Below are 24,382 nucleotides of genomic sequence, written 5' to 3'. Positions count from 1 at the left end.
AAGTGTTCAAAAACCGAAGAAGGCAAGGGAGCGAGCGTCACCATGCATCGCTATAGGTTCGTTCTCAGCCGGCCGCTGCAATTCCTGCCCGTCATTTTCGGCATCAGCGTCATCACCTTTATCCTCGTGCGTCTCATTCCCGGCGATCCCGCCCGCAATATTCTCGGCACGCGCGCGACGCCGACGGCGCTGGCCAATATCCGCGCCCAATACGGCCTCGATCAACCGATCTGGCTGCAATACTTCTACTTTCTGAAGAACCTCGCCAATGGCGAGATGGGCAAGTCCATCCTCTACAAGATCGATGTGCTGAAGCTGATTTCCACCCGCATCGAGCCGACGGTGGCGCTGGTCATGGCCAGCGTCATCCTGTCGATCCTCATCGCCGTGCCGATGGCAGCGATTGCCGCCCGCAACAATGGCCGCGCGGCGGACCATATCGTGCGTATCGTTTCCACCTTCGGCATCGGCTTTCCACCCTTCTGGCTCGGCTTGATGTTGATCATCCTCTTCAGCGTCGATCTCGGTGTGCTTCCCGTCTCCGGCTACGGCGAGACGCTGGGCGACAAACTGCTGCACCTTATCCTGCCGAGCCTCACCATCGCATTGTCGCTATCGACAGTGCTGACCCGCAGCCTGCGCGCCGCGATGATCGAATCCCTGAAATCGGACGTGGCGACGGCGGCGCGGGCACGCGGCATGCCGGAGAGCATCGTTTTCTGGCGGCATGTGGTGCCGAATTCGCTGGTGCCGACCATCAACCTGCTGGCGGTCAATATCGGCTGGCTGATCGGCGGCACGGTCGTCGTCGAAAGCGTCTTTGCGCTGCCCGGCATGGGCCAGCTTCTGGTGCGCGCCATCTTCTCGCGCGATTACATGGTGGTCCAGGGTGTCGCCATGGTCTTTGCCTGCGCCACCGTGCTCGTCAACTTCCTGGCCGACATCGTCACCGTCGCCGCAGACCCGAGGGTGACCATATGAGCCTCCAGGCAGCTATTCCTGCTTCGATCGCCTGGCGCCATTTTCTCGGCAAGCGGCTGCCCCTTGTCATCGGCGGCGGCATTCTCCTGTTCTTTTTGTTGGCGGCGCTCGGCGCTCCACTAATCGCACCCTACGATCCGATCTTGCAGAATGCCGATGCCCGCCTGCAGGCGCCGTCCCTGTTTCACCCCTTCGGCACCGACAATTTCGGCCGCGATATCCTGTCCCGCGTCCTCTGGGGCGCGCGCATCGACCTGCAGATTGCCGTGATCGGCGTCGTCTTTCCCTTCCTGATCGGCACGACCATCGGCACCATCGCCGGCTTCTTCGGCGGCGTGATCGATGCGATCTTCATGCGGATCGTCGACATCATCCTCGCTTTTCCCTTCCTGGTGCTGATGCTGTCGATCATCGCCATTCTCGGGCCGGGGCTGAGTAGCTTCTATATCGCCATGGCGCTAGTCGGCTGGGTCTCCTATGCCCGCCTCATCCGCGCGCAGATGCTGGTGCTGAAGAACAGCGACTATGCTGTTGCCGCCGTCAGCCTCGGCTTCAGCCGCTTCCGTATCATGTTCCGCCACCTGTTACCGAACGCCATTGCCGGCTCGATCGTCTTTTCCATGTCGGACGCCGTGCTCGTTCTGCTGAGCGGCGCCGCCGTCAGCTATCTCGGTCTCGGGGTGCAGCCGCCGCTGGCCGAATGGGGTGTGATGGTCGCCGAAGGCCAGAGCTTCATCACCACAGCCTGGTGGATTACGCTGTTTCCCGGCCTCTCCATCGTCTGCCTCGCTTTCGGTTTCAGCATGCTGGGCGATGCGCTCGGCGAACTGCTGGGGGTGCACGAATGAGCGCCTCCGTCCTTTCCGTCCGCGACCTCACCGTCAAGGCGCATCTCGACAGCGGCGAGCGCATACTGCTTGATGCCGTGTCGCTCGATCTCGCAAAGGGTGAAATCCTCGGCCTCGTCGGCGAAAGCGGCTCCGGCAAGAGCCTGCTGTGCCGCTCGTTGATCCGCCTCCTCCCCTCCTCGCTTCTGAAGATCGAAAGCGGCAGTGTCATACTCGAGGGCCGCGATCTGACGACAATCAGCGACGCCGACATGCTGAAGGTACGCGGCGGCGAGATCGGCATGATCTTCCAGAACCCGACGAGCCATCTTGACCCGGTCATGCGCATCGGCAACCAGATCGCCGAGGGTATCCGCTATCATCAGGGTCTCAACGCCCGCGACGCGCGCGCGGCCGCCATCGAAATCCTCGGCCAGGTCGGCTTTCCCGATCCTATCAGGCAATATGAGAGCTATCCGCACGAATTCTCCGGCGGCATGCGCCAGCGCGCGATGATCGGCGTCGCCCTGTCCTGCAACCCCAAGATTCTGATCGCCGACGAACCGACGACCGCGCTCGACGTCACCATCCAGGCGCAGATCCTCAAGCTCTTGATGGACATCCGCGACCAGCGCGGTCTTTCCATCATCCTCATCACCCATGATCTCGGCATCGTCGCCCAGACCTGTGATCGCATCGCCGTGATGCGCGGCGGCAAGCTGCTGGAGGACGGTCCGAAACGGACGCTGCTGTCGCAGCCACGGCATCCCTACACGATCGACCTGATCAAGAGCCATCCGTCGATGCCGGACGAGACGGCATCCGTCGCGGAAGCGGTGAAAGATGATGCGCCCCTCAAGCCGCTCCTCGAAATCGACGACCTGCACGTCCGCTTCAATGTCGGCGGCGGCTTCTTAAAGGGCAGTGGCGCCAGAACGGTCAACGCCGTCTCAGGCGTCAGCCTGCGGTTGATGCCGGGCGAGACGGTCGGGATCGTCGGTGAATCCGGCAGCGGCAAGAGCACGCTTGCCCGCGCCATCCTCGGCCTGACACCGCTCTCCTCCGGCCACATCACCTTCGATGGCATCGACCTGGCCCAGCAAAGAACGGCGGGCCTCGCGAAGCTCAGGCGCGAAGCGGCCATGGTGTTCCAGGACCCCTATAACGCGCTCAATCCGCGGCTGACGATTGGCGACATGCTCGCCGAAGTGCTCAAAGTGCAGGGCAAGGTCGCATCCGCCGACATCCCGGCCCGCGTCGCTGAACTACTCGATCTCGTCGGCCTGGAGCGCGAATTCGCCAAACGCAAGCCGCGCAGCATGAGCGGCGGCCAGTGCCAGCGCGCCGGCATTGCGCGTGCGCTTGCCGTCGACCCTCAGCTCATCATCGCCGACGAGTGCGTTGCCGCCCTCGACGTCACCATCCAGGCGCAGATCATCGAGCTCTTTCGCGAGCTGACGCGGAAGATGAACCTGACCCTGCTCTTCATCGCCCATGATCTCGCCATCGTTCGCAATCTCTGCGAACGCACGGTCGTGATGTATCGTGGCGAGATCGTTGAGGAAGGTCCGTCCGAGGAGGTCTTCGCGCGTCCGAAGCACCCCTATACGGCCTCGCTCATCGCCGCCATTCCGGACATCGATCCGGACAGGCAGCTCTTTGCCGACACAGATCTTCGGGGCGAAAACAACGTCGCCGAAATCCTGCCCTTCAAACGCATGCCATAACAACCAAGGGAACGATCTTATGACCAGCAGATGGAAATCAATCGGGCTCGCGGCCATTGTCGCCGGCCTCACCCTCACCGCAACCTATGCCGAGGCAGCCGGCGTGCTGACCATCGGCCGTCGCGAGGATTCGACCACGTTCGATCCGATCAAGACCGCCCAGAACATCGACAACTGGGTGTTCTCGAACGTCTATGACGTGCTCATCCGCGTCGACAAGACCGGCACCAAGCTGGAGCCTGGCCTTGCCGAAAGCTGGACCGCGTCCGAAGACGGCCTCACCTATGTCTTCAAGATCCGCGACGCGAAATTCTCCGACGGCTCACCGCTGACGGCAGAGGATGCCGCCTTCAGCCTGCTGCGTATCCGTGACGACGCCGCTTCGCTCTGGAGCGATTCCTACAAGGTGATTGACACGGCGGTCGCGACCGACCCGCACACGCTGACGATCAAGCTCAAGCATCCCTCAGCACCGTTCCTGTCGACACTGGCGCTGCCGAACGCCTCCGTCATCTCGAAGAAGGGCATGGAGACGCTCGGCCCCGACGCTTACGCCGAAAAGCCGATCGGATCGGGCGCTTTCTCCGTCGAAGAATGGCGGCGCGGCGACCGCATCATCCTCAAGAAGAACCCTTACTTCTGGCAGGCCGACCGGGTGAAGCTCGACGGCGTCGAATGGATCTCCGTGCCGGATGACAATACCCGCATGCTGAACGTCCAGGCCGGCCAACTCGATACCGCGATCTTCGTTCCCTTCTCCCGCGTGGCAGAACTGAAGAAGGACCCGAACCTCAATGTCGACATCGATGCCTCAACGCGCGAGGATCACCTCCTGATCAACCACGCGCATGGCGAACTCGGCAAGAAGGAGGTCCGCCAGGCCCTCGACCTCGCCATCGACAAGAAGGCAATCGTCGATGCCGTCACCTTCGGCCAGGGCACGGTCGCCAATTCCTACATTCCGAAGGGCGCTCTGTATCACTACGCAGACAACCTGCAGCGCCCCTACGATCCGGAAAAGGCCAAGAAGCTGCTGGCTGACGCCGGCGTTTCCAACCTGACGCTGACCTACCTTCTGCGCGCTGGCGACGAAGTCGACGAGCAGACGGCCGTGCTGGTGCAGCAGCAATTGCAGAAGGCCGGTATCACCGCCAACCTGCAGAAAGTCGATCCTAGTCAGGAATGGGATATGACGGTCGCCGGCGATTACGACATCTCAGTCAACTACTGGACCAACGACATTCTCGACCCAGACCAGAAAACGACCTTCGTGCTCGGTCACGATTCCAACAACAACTATTCGACCAATTACAAGAACGAAGCGGTGAAGGAACTGGTCGCCAAGGCTCGCCTGGAGCTTGATCCGAAGAAGCGCGAGCAGATGTATATCGATCTGCAGAAGATGGCGAAGGACGACGTCAACTGGATCGACCTCTATTACAGCCCCTATATCAACGTCTCGCGCAAGAACGTCGAGAATTTCTACCAGAATCCGCTCGGCCGTTTCTTCCTGGAAGACACCGTCAAGAACTGAGGTCTGGGATTATATGACTTTGCTCCGCCGCCCGATCAGCGGCGGAGCATTCCCTATTCGGAGGGGAGGATCATGCCGCTCTTCATGGTGTGAGCGGCCATCTGCATGCTTGTCGAAACCCCGTTACGACGAGGTAGGCACGTCGCCGTGATCGACCCGGCGCGAGAATTCGGTTTCGATCCCCTTTGCCAGCTTGGCGGCCTGCCCGATCCAGTCCTCACGCTCGATGCGCCCCGGGAAGGCCATATAGCTGCCGACCCATTCGGCATTTGCCTCTGTCCAGGCCGCGATCTGCGCGAAGGTCCAGATGCCCAGCTCGTTCAGCTTTTCCTCGTTGACATGACCGATGCCGGAGATGCGCTTCAGATTGTCCGGAGTTGCAACCCCTTTCGCGGCGGACGGCGGGCGCTGACCGGGATGATCGCCGGCGGCGACGGGAGCAGCGGCGGGCGCCGATGAAACAAAGCCCGACGACGCGGACGCATCGCCCAGATCGGCCCGGCGCGAGGCATCGGTTCCGAGCCCTTTCGCCAATTGTGCGGCCTGACCGATCCAGTCCTCGCGCTCGATACGCCCCGGGAAGGCCATATAGCTGCCGACCCATTCGGCATTTGCCGGCGTCCAGGCCGCGACCTGCTTGAAGGTCCAGACGCCCAACTCGTGGAGCTTTCCCTCGTTGACGGGGCCGACACCATCAATGAGCTTCAGATCGTCCAGAGCGGCAAGCCCTTTCGCGACGGCTGGCGGGCGTTGGCCGGGATGGATGTGATCGCTCGCGGGAGCAGTGGATGCCGGTGCCGAAGAAGTTTCCCTCACCGGAGCGGGCGGCGGAATGGGGGTAACGACCGGAGGCGGCGTCACCACGCGAGCCGCGGGCGGCGTTGGCACTGGTGTGGGAGCTGGAGGCGTAACCCGTACCGGCGCAGGCTCGGCAACCGCAACAGGCTCGTTCGTCTCGATCTCCTCCCGCGAGCGGAAGCTTGCCAGCCAGCTACCGAGGAAGCAGCCGACAATATAGCTGCCGACGAAAAGCAGCGCGGTTTCCAGGTAATGCCCCAGCAGACCCGGAAGCCATTTGAAGATGGCCACCACAAGCCCCACCAGGAACAGCAGGCTCAACAGCTTGAACCAGCCCGGCCAGGCGTCCGGCCACCAGCCTTTGCCGGACCGCAGGAAAGTCGCGAAACCGACAATGCCCCCGAGCACCAGCGCAAGCAGCATCCAGGGCCAATAAGTCGAAAACAGATAGGTCATTGCTGCCTCCCCTATTTGACAGAGAATTCGATACGGCGATTGAGCGCCTTGCCCTCATCGGTATCGTTCGATGCAACCGGACGCGACGAGCCGAGGCCGACTGCGGTCAACCGGCTTGCCGGCACGCCTGCGTCCGTCAGATAGGTGACGACCGCCTTGGCGCGCTGTTCGGACAGGGCGACGTTTGCCGCCTCGTCCCCGCTCGAATCCGTGTGACCCGAAACCTCCACGGCATTGCCGGGGCACCGGCCGATTGTCGCAACGATCGTGTCCAGCACACCGGACGATGCCGGCGAGATCCGCGCCTTGCCTGTATCAAAGTTGATCTTCGACTTGCTGAGGATCGTGTTGAGCAGCGATTGGCAATTCGGAGCATCGACAGCCGCAGCCGGCGCGCTGACGGCAATCTCGGCAGGCATCGCCTTGAAGCCCTCGGGTATCGCGGCGGCAAAGCTGTCCTGAATGCTCTTCACCGCGCCGTTATAAAGCGCCTCGCCGGAGAGCTTGGCATCGGTGCCGGAGAGCGAGAATGAGCCCTTGGCAAGACGCGACAGGGCATTGAGCCCGCCGAGTGCCGCGGTCGCAAATCCATTCGGCGCGCCGGGAGCCGCTTTCAGCTCATCGCTGATCTCATCGCTGGAGAACAGGTTCTTGGCGGCGTCGATGATCTTGCCGTGCGCGTCATCGTCGGGATAGTTGCCCGAAAGCGTCAGTTTTCCCGCCTCCCTCAAGGCATCGAAGCTAAAGGAGGACGGCGCAAGCGCAGGTGCGACGGTGTTTGCAGCCGTCGTCACCGCTGTTGCCGCAGCCGTTGTCGTCGGTGTTGCCGCCGGCGTGGGCGCTGCCGCGGGTGCCGCCGCAGCGACGGGAGCCGGTGCCGTTATGTCTGATTTTGCGAGTGTCAGGCCCTGCGGCAATGTCTTCAGCGCCGCGGTGATCGCCTCGTATGCGTTACTCGTAGCGGCCGTGCCTGAAATCGCCAGCCCCGTATCGGACAGGGAGACGCTGCCTTTCGCCAGGCGGGCCAGCTGAGCCAGCCCGAACTGCACGCCACCATCGTAAGCGTCGGGTGCGCCGCTGGCATATTGCATCTCGTCCTTGATTTCGGCGCCCGAGAAGGCGGTCTTCGCGGCGGAAACGATCTTGTCACGCGTCGTCGGGTTCGGCACGTTGCCGGTCAGGACAACACCTGAGCCTTCATGGGTTATGCCCCAGTTAAAGGGCTTGGCGACATCCGGCTCCTTGGCATCAATCAGAACCTTGCGGACGCCCCAGACCTGATCCACCGTACCTGCAATTTGTGAGGCTTCGGCCGGGGAGAACACGGTGCCGGAAACCGAGACATCGCGTCCCGACACGCTGAAGGCGGGATTCTCGACGGAAGTGCCCAAAGCCGATGTCGACCGACTGCCAAGATCGCTGTTTATGGATTGCCCGGTAAAGATCGTGGCAAGGATCCAAAGAACCGCCAGGGGGATTAGTCCCCACCACCATTTCGAAGGCTGACTCATAACTACCCCCCAATGATTAAACCCAGCACATTTGTGCATTAGATTTTGAGAATATACTTTAAATCATTATGCCTGCAACATAAATTGCATTGATCATACGTATACGCCCCGCGATCGATGGCATGCTGTCCATTGAAAATAGCAAAACGGGCATTGCTATTATTTCTCGCGCGAGGGATGTAAATCCCTCTCCAAAGCCCTTTGGGTGACGTTTTCCGGGAGATGATCTCAAGGCCGCGTTCGAACCGCATCCGGCCTTCGCGACGGATTTCATTCCCCTGTCGGATGCAAATTAGTCGTCGACGAGATCTTCAGGAATGCATCATCTACCAGATGAATGGAACGAGCCGATAGCGCACGCGCCCGGCATACTCCTCATAACCGCTCAGCTCCCGACTAAGAGTACGCTCCTCATGAACGGCACGCCAGGCAATTGCGAGAATGAACAGCGGGGCAAGCAGAAGGCCCCACCACGAGCCCAGCAAAAAGGGGGTACCAAGGAAGAGAAGCAGCGCGCTTGCGTACATCGGATGGCGGATTGTCGCATAGGGACCCGTATCGATCACCTTCTGGCCCGGCTGGATTTTCACCGATGGCGCGGCAAAGGCATTTTCGCGAAACGTCCACCAGGCCCCCAGCATGTAGATCACCATGCTCAAACCGCCGAGTATCTGGAGCCAGGGCGGGACAGCCATGAAGCCGGTGCGGGCCGCATCCCAGCCCATGAACCCCATCCAGATGCAGAAGGCCAGGATGAAGAGCATCAGCCAGGCGCGATCCCATGGCTTTTGACCGCGTTGCAGCGGCGAGCCCATGCGCTCACGCAACAGACTTGGACTGTACCTTGCCAGCCAAAAGATCATCGCCAGACTGCCGAGCGCGAACAGAACGATGAACGCCCAGCCGCCGGGAAAGGCCAGAGTACCGGCAGGCCACAGGATCACGAATGCCATGAAGACCAGCCACACAAGAAGCTGCAGCAAATAGGCGGTCATGGAGCGCATTTGATTGTCCATCTGTAGGAAAAGCCGATGACAGGCTTGAAGGCACGAACGGTTGGCGGAAGCAAATCTCGTTCATGGTCCGTCGCCCTCGCCGGTCTTGTCCTTGAACGCAGCCATGTCCCGCTGACAGCGTCGATCAGCAGAAACGGATTCCGCCGGCGATTGTTCCCCATACGATGGGCACTATCCGGCTAGAAATCGAAGATGCTCAGGCCCGTCGTCATCTCGTCCAATCCGAGCGGCCGTGTGACCGGCGGCTCGGCGCGAGAAAGACAACCCTTGCGCTCGCATAGCCGACAGGCCGGCCCGACCGGGATCGGCGGCTGGCCCGGCGCGCCCATCTGGCCGTAGACGAGGTTACCGCCAGCCATGACATCGCAACCCAGCAGCAACGCGGTTCGCCTCACCCGCTCGCCGAACGGTGCCCGTGGCCCCTCCTGTGTGCGGGCGACGGTCAGATATGTCGAATCATCCGGCATTTCGACGGTCTCGAACAGGATCTGGCCCGGCTGCAGGAATGCGGCGTGGATGTTGAGCTTCGGACAGCCGCCGCCAAATCCCGACCTCGGAAAACCATGCGCGCCGATTTTTCGCAGACGATGCCCCGCTGAATCGATCTCCATCAGAAAGAAGGGCACGCCGGATGCGCCCGGCCGCTGCAACATCGTCAGGCGGGTCGCCGCCTGCGTGAAAGAAACCGAGAAGCGCGCGCAGAGAATGTCGATATCGTATTTCGTGGTTTGGGCCACTTTCAGAAAAAGCGCATAGGGCATGGCAAGCGCCAGGGCAGCCAGACGGCCAAGCTCGAAGCGGGCGATGCGCTTCGCCTCCGGCGTCGACAAGGAGAGAGCCTGCAACTCCTCGCTGATTGCATCCTGCAGGGCAAGCGTTGCGACCTCGATGGCGATTTCATGTGCCTGGTCGGCGGGTGATAGCCGTTCCGATATGAAGAGGCGCATCGAATGCCTGTCGAAGCGCCGGCGAAGATCGGGCATGACATGGACCGGCAGAATACGGACAGTGATCCCGCGCTCGACGCGCAGCCACTCCTTTAAGGCGACGAGCAGATCATGCTCGGGCGAGAGGCTGACTGCAAAATCTTCCGCCGCCGCTTCCAGACGCGGAAAATAAGCCGAATGGCTCTCGAAAACATCGCGAACCTCGTCGGCCGGTAAGCGAGCCCCGCCGATCGGCGGCATTGCTCCACTCTCCGTGGTCAAGGTCATCAGGTCGGACAGGCGCACCGCCTGCTCGCGGTAGGCACGATAGAGCTTGACCATGCCGCTTGCCGCATTGGGCGCAAGGTCGACCAGCTCGACCAGTTCCTGATCGCCCGGCAGCTCGCCGGCAAGAAGAGGATCGGCGAAGACCTCCTTCAACTGGCTGAGACCATTGCCCGCCTCGCTCCTGAGATCGTCGAGATCGATCTTGAAGGCGGAGCTCAGCTTGAGCAGCAGTTGCACGGTCAATGGGCGCTGATTGCGCTCGATCAGGTTGAGATAGGACGGCGAGATCTCCAGCGCATCCGCCATGGCGATCTGCGTCATGCCAAGCCCGTTGCGTACGCGCCGGACCTTCGGGCCTGCGAAAATCTTTCTCTCCACCATCCGGCCTCCTCTGCCTAAGCCATATTTACAAAAATTGACAAAGTGACTGCACGTCTTCGTCAAGGATTTGCAACATGACCCTTTTCTAAGCGTCATTTGAAAGGTTTGACTGGCATTTCGCCGTCACTTTGTCGATCTTGTCAATGCGTCACCTCAGCGACGAGCATTCTGTATGGAGGAAATCGTGACAGAATTTGACAAGTTGATCCGCAATATCCCGACCGGTCGTTTCGACGGCATCGAGCGCCCCTATTCCGCCGAGGATGTGAAGCGGCTGCGCGGCTCCGTGGAACTTCGCTATTCGCTGGCCGAGATGGGCGCGAACCGGCTTTGGCAGCTTCTGCATGGCGAGGACTTCGTCAATGCGCTTGGCGCGCTCTCCGGCAACCAGGCCATGCAGATGGTCCGCGCCGGCCTGAAGGCGATCTATCTCTCCGGCTGGCAGGTCGCGGCCGACGCCAACACGGCGTCCGCCATGTATCCGGATCAATCGCTCTATCCGGCCAATGCCGGGCCGGAGCTTGCCAAGCGCATCAACCGCACATTACAGCGCGCCGACCAGATCGAGACCTCGGAAGACAAGGGACTTTCCGTCGACAGCTGGTTCGCCCCGATCGTCGCCGATGCGGAAGCAGGTTTCGGCGGGCCGCTCAACGCCTTCGAAATCATGAAGGCCTATATCGAAGCCGGCGTCGCGGGCGTCCATTTCGAGGATCAGCTCGCCTCGGAAAAGAAATGCGGGCATCTCGGCGGCAAGGTGCTGATCCCGACCGCGGCGCATATCCGGAACCTCAATGCGGCCCGGCTTGCGGCCGACGTCATGGGCGTGCCGACGCTGGTCATTGCCCGCACCGACGCCGAAGCCGCAAAGCTGCTGACCTCCGATATCGACGAACGCGACCGGCCTTTCGTCGACTATGATGCGGGGCGCACGATCGAAGGCTTCTATCAAGTGCGCAACGGCATCGAGCCCTGCATTGCCCGCGCGGTCGCCTATGCGCCCCATTGCGACCTCATCTGGTGCGAAACATCGAAGCCCGATCTGGAGCAGGCACGGCGCTTTGCCGAAGGCGTTCGCAGGCATCATCCGGATAAGCTTCTTGCTTACAATTGCTCGCCGTCCTTCAACTGGCGGAAAAACCTGGACGAGGCGACGATTGCCAAGTTCCAGCGCGAGCTTGGCGCCATGGGCTACAAGTTCCAATTCATCACGCTTGCCGGCTTCCACCAGCTCAATTTCGGCATGTTCGAGCTGGCGCGTGGCTACAAAGAGCGGCAGATGGCAGCCTATTCCGAGCTGCAAGAGGCGGAGTTCGCGGCCGAAAAGAATGGCTACACCGCCACCAAGCACCAGCGCGAAGTCGGCACCGGTTATTTCGATGCCGTGTCGCTCGCCATCAGCGGCGGTCTTTCGTCGACCACCGCCATGAAGGCATCGACCGAGCACGAACAGTTCCGGCCGGCCGCCGAATAACCCCAGAGCTTAAGGAGGAGAAAACATGGCTTCCATCGCACGCGTCCGCGAACGCGCGGAAGAACAATCGTCAAGCCTGTCGCCGGATCAGCAGAACACAATCCGCATGCTTGCAAACGATCTGCACCGCCTGAACCATTCGGTCATGAAGGCCGTCGAGGCAGGCGTCTCGGTCGAGCTGGTCCGCTCGGCCCGGCATCACGGCGGCGACGGCAACTGGGGCGATCTGCTGCTCCCGGTCGTCATGGCCCGCAGCCGTCAGGAAGAGATCTGACCTTCGTCGAATTAGCAATCGCCATGGCATATCTAGTCTGATCTGCCATGGCGTTTCCGTAACCGGATATCCTCATCCATTCCGGGGAGAGCGGCCGACATCCGGATGTGCCGAGGTTCTCTGCCGGCCAAGCCAATAGGCCAAATCGGCCTCGGCGCGCTCAAGAGCGCTATGGTTCAGCAATTTGCGCAGAAATGCCACGGCCACAGCCCGCGCGCGCAGATTGAACCGGCCACCATCCGCCTCGCCGCCGATGGACTGGTAGACATCGAGTTTCTCATAGAGCTGTTGCAGCCGGTTCTGCACGCTGCGCACCGACAGATTGCGCCGCTGGGCGATGGCCCGATCGGTCATGCCAAGCGCGATATCGATCAGGATCTCATATTCGGCGTCGGTAAAGCCATTGGCGTTTCCAAGGCTCTTCTGCTGCATGCCGCGCACTTCGCGGTCGATCACGCATTGGCTCTCGATGAAGATGCTGCGCAACGCCAGCCTCAGCCGATCATCCGAGGCTGACTTCAGCACATAGCCGTAGACCGCGCCCTGCGGCACGATGCGCGACACACCGCGAACATAGGCCTCGTCGGAATAGTTTGACCAGAACAGGATGCGTGTCTCGGGCCGCTCCTTCCAGATGGTCCGCGCCGCCTCGATGCCATTTCGTGGGCTCATCTGCAAGTCCATGACGACATGCGCCGATCTGAAATCGCGCGCCAGCCGCTCGCCGGCATTGCCGTTTTCCGCCTCCAGCACGGTATCGCATTCGGGAAGAGCCGCCCGGACCGCTTCGTTGAGATAGGAACGGTGAAGCGGATCGTCCTCGATGATCAGCACCTTCATGCCGCGCCTCCCGCCGCGAGAGGACGGCCAGCCAGGGTGACGCTCACGCAGGTTCCGCCCTTGGGGCCTGCGGGTCTCGCGGCGAAACGCGCAGAAATAAGCCGCGCCCGGGTTTTCATATTCTCGATGCCGCCCCCGGATGGCTTGCGGGAATGGGCCAAGCCGACGCCATCATCATCGATCTCAATGGTCACGGCCCCGCCGGTGGCTCCCAGGCGAACCAGAATGCGGCTTGCCTGCGCATGGCGCACGGCATTGTTGATCGCCTCCTGCGCTATACGGAACAAGGCGATGCTGACGGATTGCTCCAGGCAGTCGATGGCGCCGTTGGTCTCGTCGGTCAATTTCCACTCCACAGCCGCGCCGCTTTCCTGGATCGAGCGCTCCAGATGATTTTCGACCGCCTGGGCAAAGCCGAAAAGCTGCAGAACCGAGGGCTTGGCCTCCTCGATGATCTGGCGCAGGTCGTGCATGCATTGCTGCAACCCACGAAACAAAGGCTCAAGCGCTTCGCCGGTGACATCGGGCATGTGCGCCAGCCGCTCCATCCGCCGCGACAGACGTGTGAGGTCGGCAAGCGTCTGGTCGTGCAGGTCCATGCCGATGCGCTGGCGCTCAGTCTCCAGAGCCTCCGTCAGCTTCAGTGCCCCCAACCGCAAGCCCTCTTCCCTGGCCCGCGCCTCCGCCTCGACGATCGCCGATCGCTTCGCCTGTTCGGCGGCCCGGATCGCGAAGAAATGCGGCGCCAGCAGATCGGCGATGGCGCGCGCATTCACCACGTCCTGCGCCCCGTAGAAGCCGGCCTGGTGACTGGAGCAGCTCAGAGCCCCGATCACAGCACCCTGGACCTTCAGCGGCACATGCAGGCGCGCCCTCAGCGACTGGCTGATGATCGGATGCGAGAAGGCGCCTTCGAAGTGAAACCTCGGATCGTTGCAAGCGTCATCGGTCAACAGATGGTCGACTTCGCCCCAAAGCAGCGTGCGGATGGGGCTGTCGCTGACCGGAGCCGGATGGCGCTTGCCCCAATCGGTCTCAAGGCCGCTCTCATAGGCGATGTGATATTTCTCATCCACCATGATGATGCAGACATCGAAATGGTCGTAGGGGATGACATGGCTGATCTCGGCGGCGACGGAGCGGATGACCGAATGAAAATCGAGCTGCCCGGCCAAAAGCCTGGAAATGCTGAGATAATGGTCGAAGACCGACCGAGGCTCCAACGTGTGCAAGGCGGCCCTCCCAGGCAACGCGCCGACCTCTCCCCAGGCCAGTTGCGGAACGCGAAATCCGAAGGTCATTAAGCGCTGATCAGGATCGTTCGTCTTGCGGAAAGGCGCAATTTTTATGCGGAATCCCGCAACATCCGTCCCGTTAAGCGCCTGTACAACCGAAAGAATCTCGGACATCCTATTCTTACTGACAGGGGAACCTTCAGCGCAAATACTATTTTCGAGCATCGTTGAGGAGCGCGTTCGAAAATCATGACCTGGGAGTGAGATTTAGGTCTTTTTGGGAGGAAAAACATGAATATCGCCAAGACACTTCTGGCATCCGTCGTGATCGCAGCCGTTGCGACGCCGTTTGCCGCACTTGCAGACACATCATCCAAGAAAATTGCCCTGTCCAACAATTATGCCGGCAACTCGTGGCGTCAGGCCATGCTGACAAGCTGGCAGAAGGTGACGGGCGAAGCCGTGAAAGCCGGCGTGGTTGCCGCAGCCGATCCATTCACGACGGCGGAAAACCAGGCGACCGAACAGGCGGCGCAAATCCAGAACATGATCCTGCAGGGCTATGACGCCATCGTCATCGACGCGGCATCGCCAACGGCTCTCAACGGCGCCGTCAAGGAAGCCTGCGATGCTGGCATCACCGTCGTATCCTTCGACGGTATCGTCACCGAACCCTGCGCCTGGCGCATTGCCGTCGACTTCAAGGGAATGGGCGCAAGCGAGATCGAGTATCTGGCCAAGAAGCTGCCCAAGGGCGGCAACATCCTGGAAATCCGCGGCCTTGCCGGCGTCTCCGTCGATGACGAGATTTCGGCCGGCATTCACGATGCCGTCGCGAAATATCCGCAGTTCAAGATCGTCGGCTCCGTGCATGGCGACTGGGCGCAGGACGTCGCCCAGCGCGCTGTCGCAGGCGTTCTGCCCAGCCTACCCGAGATCGCCGCCGTCGCGACACAGGGCGGCGACGGCTATGGCGCGGCCCAGGCGTTTGCCGCGGCAAAGCGTCCAATGCCGACGATCGTCATGGGCAATCGTCAGGACGAACTGGCCTGGTGGAAGAAGGAAAAGGACGCAAGCGGCTATGAGACCATGTCGGTTTCCATCGCCCCCGGCGTCTCGACGCTCGCCTTCTGGGTCGCCCAACAGATTCTCGACGGCAAGCAGGTGAAGAAGGATCTGGTCGTCCCGTTCTTGCGCATCGACCAGGACAATCTCGAAACCAACCTCGCCAATACCCAGCAGGGTGGCGTCGCCAATGTCGAATATTCGCTGGAAGACGCACAGAAGGTCATCGCCGCGGCCAAGTGAGCTGAGGCGTGCCGCCGTTCAAGACCGGTGCCATTCTTAAGTGGCGCCGGTCGATGAGGAATTCTTGCCGGATCGATCCATGAATGCAGCCAAAGACAACAGGCCCATGAACGAGGATGCACAGACAAAGCCGGTCGTCTCCGCGCGCGGCGTCAAGGTGCAATTCGGTGCCGTCAAGGCACTGGATGGCGCCGACCTGATCATCGATACCGGCGAATGCATCGGGCTGGTCGGCCATAACGGCGCCGGGAAATCGACGATCGTCAACGTCCTCAACGGAAGCCTCAGCCCTCACGAGGGCACCATTGCCTACAATGGCGACGAGACCGCGCGCGGCATCAATGCGGCACGCGGCCACGGCATCCGCTGCGTGTTTCAGGAACTGTCCCTTTCGCCGAACCTGACCGTTGTCGAAAACATGCGGATCATGCATCGCGACCTCAGCGGATGGAACTGGCGCAGCCAAGCGGCCGGCATCGTCAGCGCCAAGCTTGACGAGATTTTCGCCGGCCACGGCATCGACGTGATGCACACCGTCGGCGAACTCTCGATCGCCGAGCGGCAGATGGTCGAAATCGCCATCGTCTTCTGCGCGGTCGGACACGAGCCCAAGCTGGTCATCCTCGACGAGCCGACATCCTCGCTCGATGCGGGGCTTGCGGCGCAGCTGACGGCCTATGTGCGTAGATATGTCGATGCGGGCGGTGCCGTGCTGCTGATCTCGCATATTCTCGGCGAGATCCTGTCGACCTCCGACCGCATCGTCGTCATGAAGGACGGCAAGGTCGTCGCCGACCGCCCGGCAAAAGAATTTTCGACCCATAGCCTCGTCCAGGCGATGGGTAGCGTGGTCAAGGACCATGATTTCGACCGCAATAAGAATAGAGCCGCCGACACATCGCCCATCCTTTCCCTCCCCGCCAGAGGCGGCAAAGGCCTTCCGTTCACGGCCTACAAGGGCGAAGTGATTGGCCTTGCCGGTCTCGGCGGGCATGGCCAGACGGACATGCTGCTCGAACTCTACCGCACGCTCAGCAGCGACTGGCTGCCGGGAAGACAAGGGCGCATCGCCTTCGTCGCCGGCGACCGCAGCCTGAACGGAACCTTCCCCCTCTGGAGCATCTTGAAAAACCTCAGCATCGCTTCCCTTTCCGACCTGTCGGAGAAATTCCTGGTCAACAGAACCCGCGAAGACGGGCTCGGCGCAGACTGGAAGGGCCGGATCGAAATCCGCACGCCCGACATGACGAACGGCATCCTGTCGCTCTCGGGCGGCAATCAGCAGAAGGTTCTCTTTGCCCGCGCGCTGGCGACAACGTCGTCGCTGGTGCTGATGGATGATCCGATGCGCGGCGTCGATATCGGCACCAAACAGGAGGTCTATAGCATCCTCAATCACGAAGCGGCCGGCGGCCGGACATTCATCTGGTATTCGACCGAGATGGACGAAATCCGGCTTTGCGACCGCGTCTATGTGTTTCGCAGCGGCGCCATCGTTTCGGAACTCGTCGGCGACGCCATTACGGAGGAAAATGTGCTGGCAGCCTCATTCTCTGGAGAAGACGCATGATCCGCATCTCGCCCAGTATGGTGCGGCTGCTCGTCCCGGCACTCTCGCTCGTCGTGCTGCTGGTCGCGGTCTTCTATCTTCAGCCGCGCGCCATGAGCTATACCGGGCTCAATCTCCTGTTCAATCTCGCCGTGCCGATTGCGCTCGCGACCATTGCCCAAATGATGATCATGTCCGTCAACGACCTCGATCTGTCGATGGGAACCTTCGTCAGCTTCGCCGCCTGCGTTGCGGCGACCTATCTTCAATCCTCCCCGCTGCTCGGCATTCTGATCCTCGCGGCAGCCATCGCCACCTATGCCGTCATCGGCGTGGTCATCTACGTCAGGGATCTGCCGTCGATCGTGGTGACGCTCGGCATGAGCTTCGTCTGGGGCGGTCTTGCCGTGCTGCTGCTACCGGCCCCCGGCGGCGAGGCACCCACCTGGGCACGCTGGCTGATGACCTCGAAACCGCCGCTTGTTCCGATGGCGATCGTTGCCAGCGTCGTCATCGCCCTTGTCGCGCATTTCGTCGTCATGCGCTCCGCCTTCGGCGTGCTGATCCGCGGCGTCGGCGGAAACCAGCGCTCGGTGCAACGCGCCGGATGGTCGATCCTCGTCCTTCGTGCTGCAGCCTATGGGCTCGCCGGTCTCTTTGCGGTGCTTTCCGGCATCGCCCTTGTCGGCCTCACCACCTCGGCGGATGCGAACATTGCGCTGCGCTATACGCTGCTGTCGATTGCCGGCGTCATCCTCGGCGGTGGAGAATTCACCGGCGGCCGTATCTCGCCGATCGGCGCCGTCATCGGCGCGTTGACGCTGACGCTGGCCGGATCGTTCCTGTCTTTCCTTCGGATTTCGCCGGACTGGCAGATCGGAGCGCAAGGCGCCATCCTCATCGTCGTGCTTGCCCTGCGTCTCTTCCTCAACCGTCTTGAAAAGCGGGGGAACCGCGCATGAACGCCCTTCGCGCGCTCCATCGGAAACCCTGGATCTGGTCCTTTGCCGCGACGCTGGTCGTGTGGAGCCTGACCGTCCTGTTCACGGGCGGTGCCAGCTCTCTCGGTCTGTCGCAGGCAGCGCTCACCTTCGCTGCCTTTTCCGTCATCGTCGGCATCGGCCAGATGTTCGTCATCACGCTTGGGCCAGGCAATATCGACCTCTCCGTTCCGGCAACGATGACGCTGGCCGGAACCGTGGCGCTGAAGCTGATGAACGTCGAGGACGGCATGATCGTGCCCGGCCTTCTGATTTCCATCCTGATCGGTTTTGGCATCGGCATCGGCAATTATGCCCTGATCAAGCTCCTGCGCATCCCGCCGATCATCGCGACGCTGTCGATGAGCTTCATCGTGCAATCCTGCGCGATCTGGAGCAACCGGGGCCTGCGCATCAAGCCGCCGGAGCAGCTGGCGGACTTCACCATGTCCAGCCTCGTCGGCATCCCGAACATCGCCATCGTCGCCTTTCTGCTCTCCGTACTTGCCTGGATACTGCTGGAAAAGACCATCTATGGCCGCTGGATTTCGGCCATCGGCCAGAGCATGTTCGCGGCCCGCATGGCCGGCATTCCTGTCGATGGCACGCGGCTCGCGACCTATATCCTCTGCGCCATCCTCGCCTCGGTCTGCGGCTACCTCCTCGCCAGCTTCTCCGGCGGCGCCGCCCTCAACATGGGCTCGGAATATCTGCTCATGTCGATTGCCGTTGTCATCATCGGCGGGACAGCGGTCGCGGGCGGGGATTCGAACGTGCCGGGCATCTGGGGCGCATCGCTCTTCATGTTCCTTGTCGTGTCAATGCTGAACACCTACGGTTTCGGCGCGGGCTCGCGGCTTATCCTCACCGGCTTCATCATCATCGCTGTCATTCTGATGGCCGGCGGCCGCCCGCTCGGCGGGCGCTGAGACTCTTTTCGACATCCATGCAGGCATCACAGGAAACACCGTAATGGCCAAGAACGAGCCCCCCCTCTACGAAATACACGATCCCCGGTTTCGCTATCTTGTTGTCGGGAGCGCCGCTCTGGACGAACTCTATTCCGGTTGCCGCTGGGCGGAAGGTCCGGTGTGGTTCGCCGATTCCGGCTGCCTGATCTGGAGCGACATTCCGAACCAGCGCATGCTGCGCTGGGTGCCGGACAGCGGCGTCTCGACCTTTCGCGAACCCTCGAACTTCACCAACGGCAACACGCGCGACCGCCAGGGACGGCTCGTTTCCTGCGAGCACGGCGCAAGGCGCGTCACCCGCACCGAGATCGATGGATCGATCACTGTTCTCGCCGACAGCTTTCAGGGCAAACGGCTGAATTCGCCCAACGACGTGATCGTCCGCTCCGATGGATCGGTCTGGTTCACCGATCCGACCTACGGTATCCTGTCCGACTATGAAGGCTATAAAGCCGAGCCCGAGCAGGCTACGCGCAACGTCTACCGGCTCGATCCGGAAACCGGCGAGATGGAGATCGTGGTCGACGATTTCGGCCAACCGAACGGCCTGGCCTTCTCGCCGGCCGAAACCAAGCTCTATGTCGCCGATTCAGCATCGAGCCATGACATCAACGCGCCACGGCACATCCGCGTCTTCGACGTGATCGACGGCCGGACACTCGCCAATAGCCGGGTATTCTGCGACATCGACAGCGGACTTCCGGACGGCTTCCGCGTCGATGTCGCTGGCAATGTCTGGACGAGCGCGGGCGACGGCGTACATTGTTTCGCCTCGGATGGAACATTGCTCGGCAAAATCAAGGTGCCTCAGACGGTCTCCAACCTCACCTTCGGCGGGCCGCGCCGCAACCAGCTGTTCATCACCGCCACCAAGTCTCTCTATAGCATCTATACCGCCACGACGGGCGTGCAGACGCCTTAAAGCAATTTCAGGAAAAGTGCGCAGCGGTTTTTCGTCCGGAATTGCGTTGAACCGCTCTAGGACTGAACCTTGAACGGTCCCATCTGGATGGAGCGCAGCAACGTTGCGCGGGCACTGCCCAGATGGGCCAGCAAGTTTGCTTCTACCGCTGCCGGATCCCGGCTGCGAAGGGCTGCGATGTAATCGAGATGCTGCGTGAGTGCCCTGATGTTGCGCTGTTTCTCGTCATCGATATTCCACTGATAGGTGTAGTGGAAGAAGGCGGAAACGACATTGTAGAACTCGATAATGTACCTGTTTTTCGAGGCATCATGCACGCAACGATGCAGGCGTTCGTCCAGCGCCGGAAATTCGCGATAGCGCCGATCAATGTCCTTCAGCAGCTCAAGATGCTCCGCCTCGATCGCCTGCAGCTCCCTCCAGCAGGGGTCGCTATCCGGCAATTTGAGCAGGTGTCTGGCCGAGCGCAGCTCGAACATTTCGCGGACTTCATATATTTCCGCGGCGAAATTCGGGGTGACGCCGAGAAACACCCAGGCGCTGTTGGGTCGTCGCTCGATCAACCCAAAGTGCTGAAAATGCGTAAGATATTCGCGAATGGTGGTGGTCGAGGTGCCGAACTGCCGCGCAAGTTCGGCGCTGTTGAGCAGCTGCCCAGCGCGAAAATCCCCCTGCAGAATCCATTCCATGAACCGGCGCTCGACGGCGGCGGCAGCGGACATGGTCTGCGTTTCGGGGAAATAGTCGCCAGGCTCCGGCCGTCGCCGCAAAGCGTGGATGGCATCGTCGAGGCGAAGAATTCCGGCATCCGTCAGGGATGACAGCACCGAGCGCACCGTCGTGCGGCTGACCGCCAGTTTCGACGCCAATTCCGAATTCGACGGCAGCTTCTGATCGACCTCGACATCGCCGAGATAGGACAGGCAGCGGTTGTACGCGCCCTTGTAGACTGCATTCCCTTTCATTCCAAACCATCCCCCTGCTGCGACCGCTCCGTATCATATAGGTCGGATTATTTATATAAAAAACAGTTGACTCGAAAATTCCAGCCTGTTTTATATATGCAAAAGACAGTCGAAGGGAGGATCGAAGCTTGTCTGGAATTCATCTTGCAAACACATCTCTGGACCGCGCCTCCTTCGGGAAGATAGACGCGTGAGCGGCCGCATCATCCAATTCGGAACGAGCCGCTTCCTGCAAGCACATGTGGCGTTCTTCTTCCACGAAGCGGCCGAAGCCGGCCAGAAGGTCGGCCCCATTTCCGTCGTTCAGGTCTCCGGATCAGGCAGCCGAAGCGGCCGCGTCGCGGCATTCGGCAGCCCAGAGGGCTATCCCGTTGTCATTCGCGGCATGTCAGACGGCAAGGTGATCGATCGTACGGTTCGGGTCAGAAGTGTCGACCGTGGCCTGTCGGCGGCAAACGACTGGGCCGAGATCACCAGGCTCTTTGTCGAGGAGGCGGATTTCGTCGTCTCCAATACCGGCGACACCGGCTATCGGACCGATCCGGATGGAGATGAGTTCTCCTCCAGCGACCGCCCTCCACACTCATTCCCGGCGAAACTGGCAGAGCTTCTCTGTCGTCGCTGGCAGGCATCGGGGCGTCCCCTGGTGGTGCTGCCGTGCGAACTGGTAACAGGCAACGGCCAGGCCCTGAAACAGGTCGTCATCGAAAGCGCGCGGCGAAACGGTTTGCCGGCCGAGTTCTTCGAATGGCTCGACCGCGATGTCGCCTTTGCCGATACGCTCGTCGACAGGATCGTATCCGAGCCGATCGAACCGATCGGCGCCGTTGCGGAACCCTATGCCCTCTGGGCGATCAAACGGGCGCCGGGCGTCCGTCCGCCATGCACGCACGAGCAGATCGTACTGACCGATGACCTCGAACCCTATGAGCGTCTGAAGCTGCATATCCTCAACCTCGGGCACACCTATCTCGCCGAGATTTGGCAGACCGAAGGCCACGCGGAGGGTCAGACTGTCGGCGGAATCCTCGCTGATCCCGACATAAAGGCCCGGCTGGAAGCCCTCTACGATAGCGAAGTCATCCCCGGCTTCGCCTCGAAAGGCATGGGCGACGAGGCCCGGTCCTATGTTGCGACCACGCTTGATCGTTTCCTCAACCCGTTCCTCAATCACCGCATTGCCGATATCGCGCAACATCATGCCCAGAAGGTCGAGCGCCGTATCGCCGCCTTTCTCGACTGGGTCGGAGAGACGCCCGAGCGGTACGAGGCTCCGATCCTGCGGGCGATAGCGTCACGTTATCCGGCATCCGGAGGCGCCGCATGAACTACCAGTTCGATTTTGCCTCTCTCCTTCCTTACTGGAAGGAGTTCGCGCTGGGCGTTTGGCTGACGCTTCAGCTCTCCGTCATCTCCACCATCATCGGCTTCGTCCTCGGCACCCTCTGCGCCATCGGCCGGGCCGATGGCGGCCCCTGGCTTCGCGGTATCATTGCCACCTATGTCGAAGTCATCCGCAACACGCCGCTGCTGGTGCAGGTGTTCCTCGTCTATTTCGGCATCGCCACCCTCGGCGTCCACGTCTCGGCGAACATGGCTGCCGTCGTAGCGCTGGTCGTCAATGTCGGCGCCTATACCTGCGAGATCGTCCGCGCCGGCCTGCAATCCATCCACAAGGCACAGCTCGAAGCGGCGGAATGTCTTGGGCTGTCGCGCAAACAGACCTACTGGCATGTGATCATCCGCCCTGCCATCGAGCGCGTCTATCCGGCGCTGACCAGCCAATACGTGCTGCTGATGCTGGCCTCCTCGATCACCTCGCAGATCTCGGCCGAGGAATTGACCGCCGTCGCCAACCGCATCCAGTCGGATACGTTCCGCAGCTTCGAGACCTACATCGTCGTCGGTGTCCTCTATCTCCTTCTGTCCTTCGTTGTCCGCATCGCCCTCTGGCTGCTGGGCCTCGGTCTCTTTGTTCGCCGGCGCAAGCTCGGCACGGCACTTTAAAGGACCCGGCAATGCCAAGTTTTAGCTTCGTTCATCTGGAGTTTCTGGCCTGGGCCGCGATGTGGACGGCGGGCCTTTCAGCGATCGCCTTCGTTGGCGGCGGGCTTCTCGGCTTTCTGGTGGCACTGGCGCGCGTCAGTAGCTCGGGCGCACTGCGAACGGCGGCGGCGGCCTACATTCAGATCGTTCAGGGCACACCGCTGCTGGTGCTGCTGTTCCTGATCTACTTCGGCATCGCCATTCTCGGCTTCGATCAGGTTCCGGCGATCATCGCGGCGGCAGCCGGCCTCATCATCTATTCCTCCGGCTTTCTCGGCGAGATCTGGCGCGGCTGCATCGAATCCGTGCCGAAGACCCAGTGGGAGGCGGCGGAGTGTCTGGCGCTGTCGCGCTGGCAGCGTATGGTCAAGGTCATCCTGCCACAGGCGCTGCGCATCGCCACGCCGCCGACGGTCGGCTTCCTGGTACAGATCGTCAAGAACACCTCGCTCGCCTCGGTCGTCGGCTTTGTCGAGCTGTCGCAGGCCGGCAAGCTCATCAACAATTCGATCTTCGAACCCTTCACCGTCTTCATCGTGGTGGCAGTATTTTACTTCGCCATGTGCTTTCCGCTCTCTCTGTGGAGCCGCAACCTCGAGAGGAAGCTCAATGTCATCCATCGTTAAAGTCACGAACGTCCACAAGGCCTTCGGCGCCGTCAAGGTTTTGAACGGCGTGTCGTTCGAGGTTGGACGCGGCGAGGTTGCCGCGGTGATCGGCCAGTCCGGTTCGGGCAAGTCGACGGCGCTGCGCTGCATCAATGCGCTCGAGACCATCGAGAGCGGCACGATCGAGGTCTGCGACCACGCGGTCCATGACCCCAAGCTCGACAAGAGCGCGCTGCGCCGCGACGTCGGCATCGTCTTCCAGAGCTACAATCTCTTTCCTCATCTGACGGCCGAGCAGAATATCATGCTCGCTCCGACCTGCGTGAAGAAGCTCGGCAAGGCCGCCGCCCGCGATCTGGCGCGCGAAGTGCTGAGCCGCGTCGGCCTCGAAGCCAAGGCAGAGCATTTTCCGGAACAGCTCTCCGGCGGCCAGCAGCAGCGTGTGGCGATCGCCCGCTCCCTGGCGATGAAGCCGAAGCTGATGCTCTTCGACGAGGTGACATCGGCGCTCGACCCGCAGCTCACCGGCGAGGTGCTGAAGGTCATGGAGGATCTCGCCCGTGGCGGGATGACGATGATCCTCGTCACGCATGAGATGGCCTTTGCCCGCAAGGTGGCATCGAAGGTCGTCTACATGCATCAGGGCCAGGTCTGGGAAACCGGACCGGGCGCGATGCTGGACAATCCTCAGACGACGGAATTGCGCGAATTCGTGGGCAGCGGTCTCTGAGGCCGAAACGGGAAGAGATTTTGTTGGAAGGACAA

General features: G+C 61.4%; 22 protein-coding genes. 15 read left to right on the top strand and 7 right to left on the bottom strand.

Annotated features, from left to right (window positions below):
* Positions 1–42 precede the first annotated feature (42 nt).
* The 4 genes from AC1RO0_RS28735 to AC1RO0_RS28720 are packed head-to-tail and all read left to right on the top strand — an operon-like array spanning position 43 to position 5,069.
* A complete protein-coding gene (locus tag AC1RO0_RS28735) occupies positions 43–981 on the top strand; it encodes an ABC transporter permease (RefSeq protein WP_498595949.1) in 939 nt (312 codons plus the stop codon).
* Entirely contained in the window at positions 978–1,829 is an 852-nt protein-coding gene (locus AC1RO0_RS28730; RefSeq protein WP_498595948.1) for an ABC transporter permease, read from the top strand. The genes AC1RO0_RS28735 and AC1RO0_RS28730 overlap by 4 nt, the downstream gene beginning before the upstream one ends.
* Positions 1,826–3,535: a dipeptide ABC transporter ATP-binding protein gene (locus tag AC1RO0_RS28725; protein WP_498595947.1), complete on the top strand. Its 1,710-nt coding sequence runs from the start codon at positions 1,826–1,828 to the stop codon at positions 3,533–3,535. The genes AC1RO0_RS28730 and AC1RO0_RS28725 overlap by 4 nt, the downstream gene beginning before the upstream one ends.
* 19 nt (positions 3,536–3,554) lie before the next feature.
* Complete coding sequence (locus AC1RO0_RS28720; protein ID WP_498595946.1) at positions 3,555–5,069, top strand: ABC transporter substrate-binding protein; 1,515 nt, start codon at positions 3,555–3,557, stop codon at positions 5,067–5,069.
* Between the two features lie 123 nt (positions 5,070–5,192).
* On the opposite strand, the gene AC1RO0_RS28715 is transcribed toward AC1RO0_RS28720, so the two are convergent.
* The 4 genes from AC1RO0_RS28715 to AC1RO0_RS28700 form a co-directional block, all read right to left on the bottom strand.
* A complete protein-coding gene (locus AC1RO0_RS28715; RefSeq protein WP_498595945.1) occupies positions 5,193–6,323 on the bottom strand; it encodes a helix-hairpin-helix domain-containing protein in 1,131 nt (376 codons plus the stop codon).
* Between the two features lie 11 nt (positions 6,324–6,334).
* Positions 6,335–7,834 carry an OmpA family protein gene (locus tag AC1RO0_RS28710; protein WP_498595944.1) on the bottom strand — a complete coding sequence of 500 codons (1,500 nt, stop codon included), beginning with the start codon at positions 7,832–7,834 and terminating at the stop codon, positions 6,335–6,337.
* 326 nt (positions 7,835–8,160) lie between these two features.
* Positions 8,161–8,838: a methyltransferase family protein gene (locus tag AC1RO0_RS28705; protein WP_498595943.1), complete on the bottom strand. Its 678-nt coding sequence runs from the start codon at positions 8,836–8,838 to the stop codon at positions 8,161–8,163.
* 191 nt (positions 8,839–9,029) lie between these two features.
* Positions 9,030–10,445, bottom strand: a complete 1,416-nt coding sequence (locus tag AC1RO0_RS28700; protein ID WP_498595942.1) for a helix-turn-helix domain-containing protein — start codon at positions 10,443–10,445, stop codon at positions 9,030–9,032.
* Between the two features lie 172 nt (positions 10,446–10,617).
* Between AC1RO0_RS28700 and aceA the strand changes: the two genes are divergently transcribed.
* Positions 10,618–11,919: an isocitrate lyase gene (gene aceA, locus AC1RO0_RS28695; protein ID WP_498595941.1), complete on the top strand. Its 1,302-nt coding sequence runs from the start codon at positions 10,618–10,620 to the stop codon at positions 11,917–11,919.
* Positions 11,920–11,944: 25 nt separating this feature from the next.
* Complete coding sequence (locus AC1RO0_RS28690; RefSeq protein WP_498595940.1) at positions 11,945–12,193, top strand: SMc00767 family acetate metabolism repressor; 249 nt, start codon at positions 11,945–11,947, stop codon at positions 12,191–12,193.
* Between the two features lie 72 nt (positions 12,194–12,265).
* Here the strand turns inward: AC1RO0_RS28690 and AC1RO0_RS28685 are convergent, their stop codons facing one another.
* On the bottom strand, positions 12,266–13,033 hold the full coding sequence (locus AC1RO0_RS28685; RefSeq protein ID WP_498595939.1) for a response regulator: 768 nt from the start codon (positions 13,031–13,033) through the stop codon (positions 12,266–12,268).
* Positions 13,030–14,265, bottom strand: coding sequence for a GAF domain-containing sensor histidine kinase (locus tag AC1RO0_RS28680; RefSeq protein ID WP_498595938.1), 1,236 nt, complete (start codon positions 14,263–14,265; stop codon positions 13,030–13,032). The genes AC1RO0_RS28685 and AC1RO0_RS28680 overlap by 4 nt, the downstream gene beginning before the upstream one ends.
* Before the next feature lie 294 nt (positions 14,266–14,559).
* Here AC1RO0_RS28680 and AC1RO0_RS28675 point away from each other — a divergent pair, with 294 nt between their 5' ends.
* The 5 genes from AC1RO0_RS28675 to AC1RO0_RS28655 all read left to right on the top strand — a co-directional run bounded on the left by AC1RO0_RS28675 (position 14,560) and on the right by AC1RO0_RS28655 (position 19,998).
* Positions 14,560–15,576 (top strand): ABC transporter substrate-binding protein, encoded by a 1,017-nt coding sequence (locus AC1RO0_RS28675; protein ID WP_371110898.1) that lies wholly within the window; start codon positions 14,560–14,562, stop codon positions 15,574–15,576.
* Between the two features lie 106 nt (positions 15,577–15,682).
* Positions 15,683–17,146 carry an ATP-binding cassette domain-containing protein gene (locus AC1RO0_RS28670; RefSeq protein ID WP_498595961.1) on the top strand — a complete coding sequence of 488 codons (1,464 nt, stop codon included), beginning with the start codon at positions 15,683–15,685 and terminating at the stop codon, positions 17,144–17,146.
* On the top strand, positions 17,143–18,087 hold the full coding sequence (locus AC1RO0_RS28665; protein ID WP_498595937.1) for an ABC transporter permease: 945 nt from the start codon (positions 17,143–17,145) through the stop codon (positions 18,085–18,087). Before AC1RO0_RS28670 ends, AC1RO0_RS28665 begins: the two co-directional genes overlap by 4 nt.
* Positions 18,084–19,034, top strand: coding sequence for an ABC transporter permease (locus AC1RO0_RS28660; protein ID WP_498595936.1), 951 nt, complete (start codon positions 18,084–18,086; stop codon positions 19,032–19,034). Before AC1RO0_RS28665 ends, AC1RO0_RS28660 begins: the two co-directional genes overlap by 4 nt.
* Before the next feature lie 43 nt (positions 19,035–19,077).
* The gene (locus AC1RO0_RS28655; protein WP_498595935.1) at positions 19,078–19,998 is read left to right on the top strand and encodes an SMP-30/gluconolactonase/LRE family protein; all 921 of its coding nucleotides are present in this window, start codon (positions 19,078–19,080) and stop codon (positions 19,996–19,998) included.
* A gap of 56 nt (positions 19,999–20,054) precedes the next feature.
* On the opposite strand, the gene AC1RO0_RS28650 is transcribed toward AC1RO0_RS28655, so the two are convergent.
* Positions 20,055–20,963: a GntR family transcriptional regulator gene (locus tag AC1RO0_RS28650; protein ID WP_498595934.1), complete on the bottom strand. Its 909-nt coding sequence runs from the start codon at positions 20,961–20,963 to the stop codon at positions 20,055–20,057.
* A gap of 190 nt (positions 20,964–21,153) precedes the next feature.
* On the opposite strand from AC1RO0_RS28650, the gene AC1RO0_RS28645 reads away from it, so the two are divergent.
* The 4 genes from AC1RO0_RS28645 to AC1RO0_RS28630 are packed head-to-tail and all read left to right on the top strand — an operon-like array spanning position 21,154 to position 24,347.
* The gene (locus AC1RO0_RS28645; RefSeq protein ID WP_498595933.1) at positions 21,154–22,290 is read left to right on the top strand and encodes a mannitol dehydrogenase family protein; all 1,137 of its coding nucleotides are present in this window, start codon (positions 21,154–21,156) and stop codon (positions 22,288–22,290) included.
* Entirely contained in the window at positions 22,287–22,970 is a 684-nt protein-coding gene (locus tag AC1RO0_RS28640; protein WP_498595932.1) for an amino acid ABC transporter permease, read from the top strand. Before AC1RO0_RS28645 ends, AC1RO0_RS28640 begins: the two co-directional genes overlap by 4 nt.
* 11 nt (positions 22,971–22,981) lie before the next feature.
* The gene (locus AC1RO0_RS28635) at positions 22,982–23,635 is read left to right on the top strand and encodes an amino acid ABC transporter permease (RefSeq protein ID WP_498595931.1); all 654 of its coding nucleotides are present in this window, start codon (positions 22,982–22,984) and stop codon (positions 23,633–23,635) included.
* Positions 23,619–24,347 carry an amino acid ABC transporter ATP-binding protein gene (locus AC1RO0_RS28630; RefSeq protein ID WP_368513207.1) on the top strand — a complete coding sequence of 243 codons (729 nt, stop codon included), beginning with the start codon at positions 23,619–23,621 and terminating at the stop codon, positions 24,345–24,347. The genes AC1RO0_RS28635 and AC1RO0_RS28630 overlap by 17 nt, the downstream gene beginning before the upstream one ends.
* Positions 24,348–24,382: the final 35 nt, after the last annotated feature.

The organism is Rhizobium sp. GW821-FHT14E12, from assembly GCF_058803745.1.
Note: the sequence above shows the minus strand (reverse complement) of the source record. Positions and strands in the feature narration are given on the sequence as shown.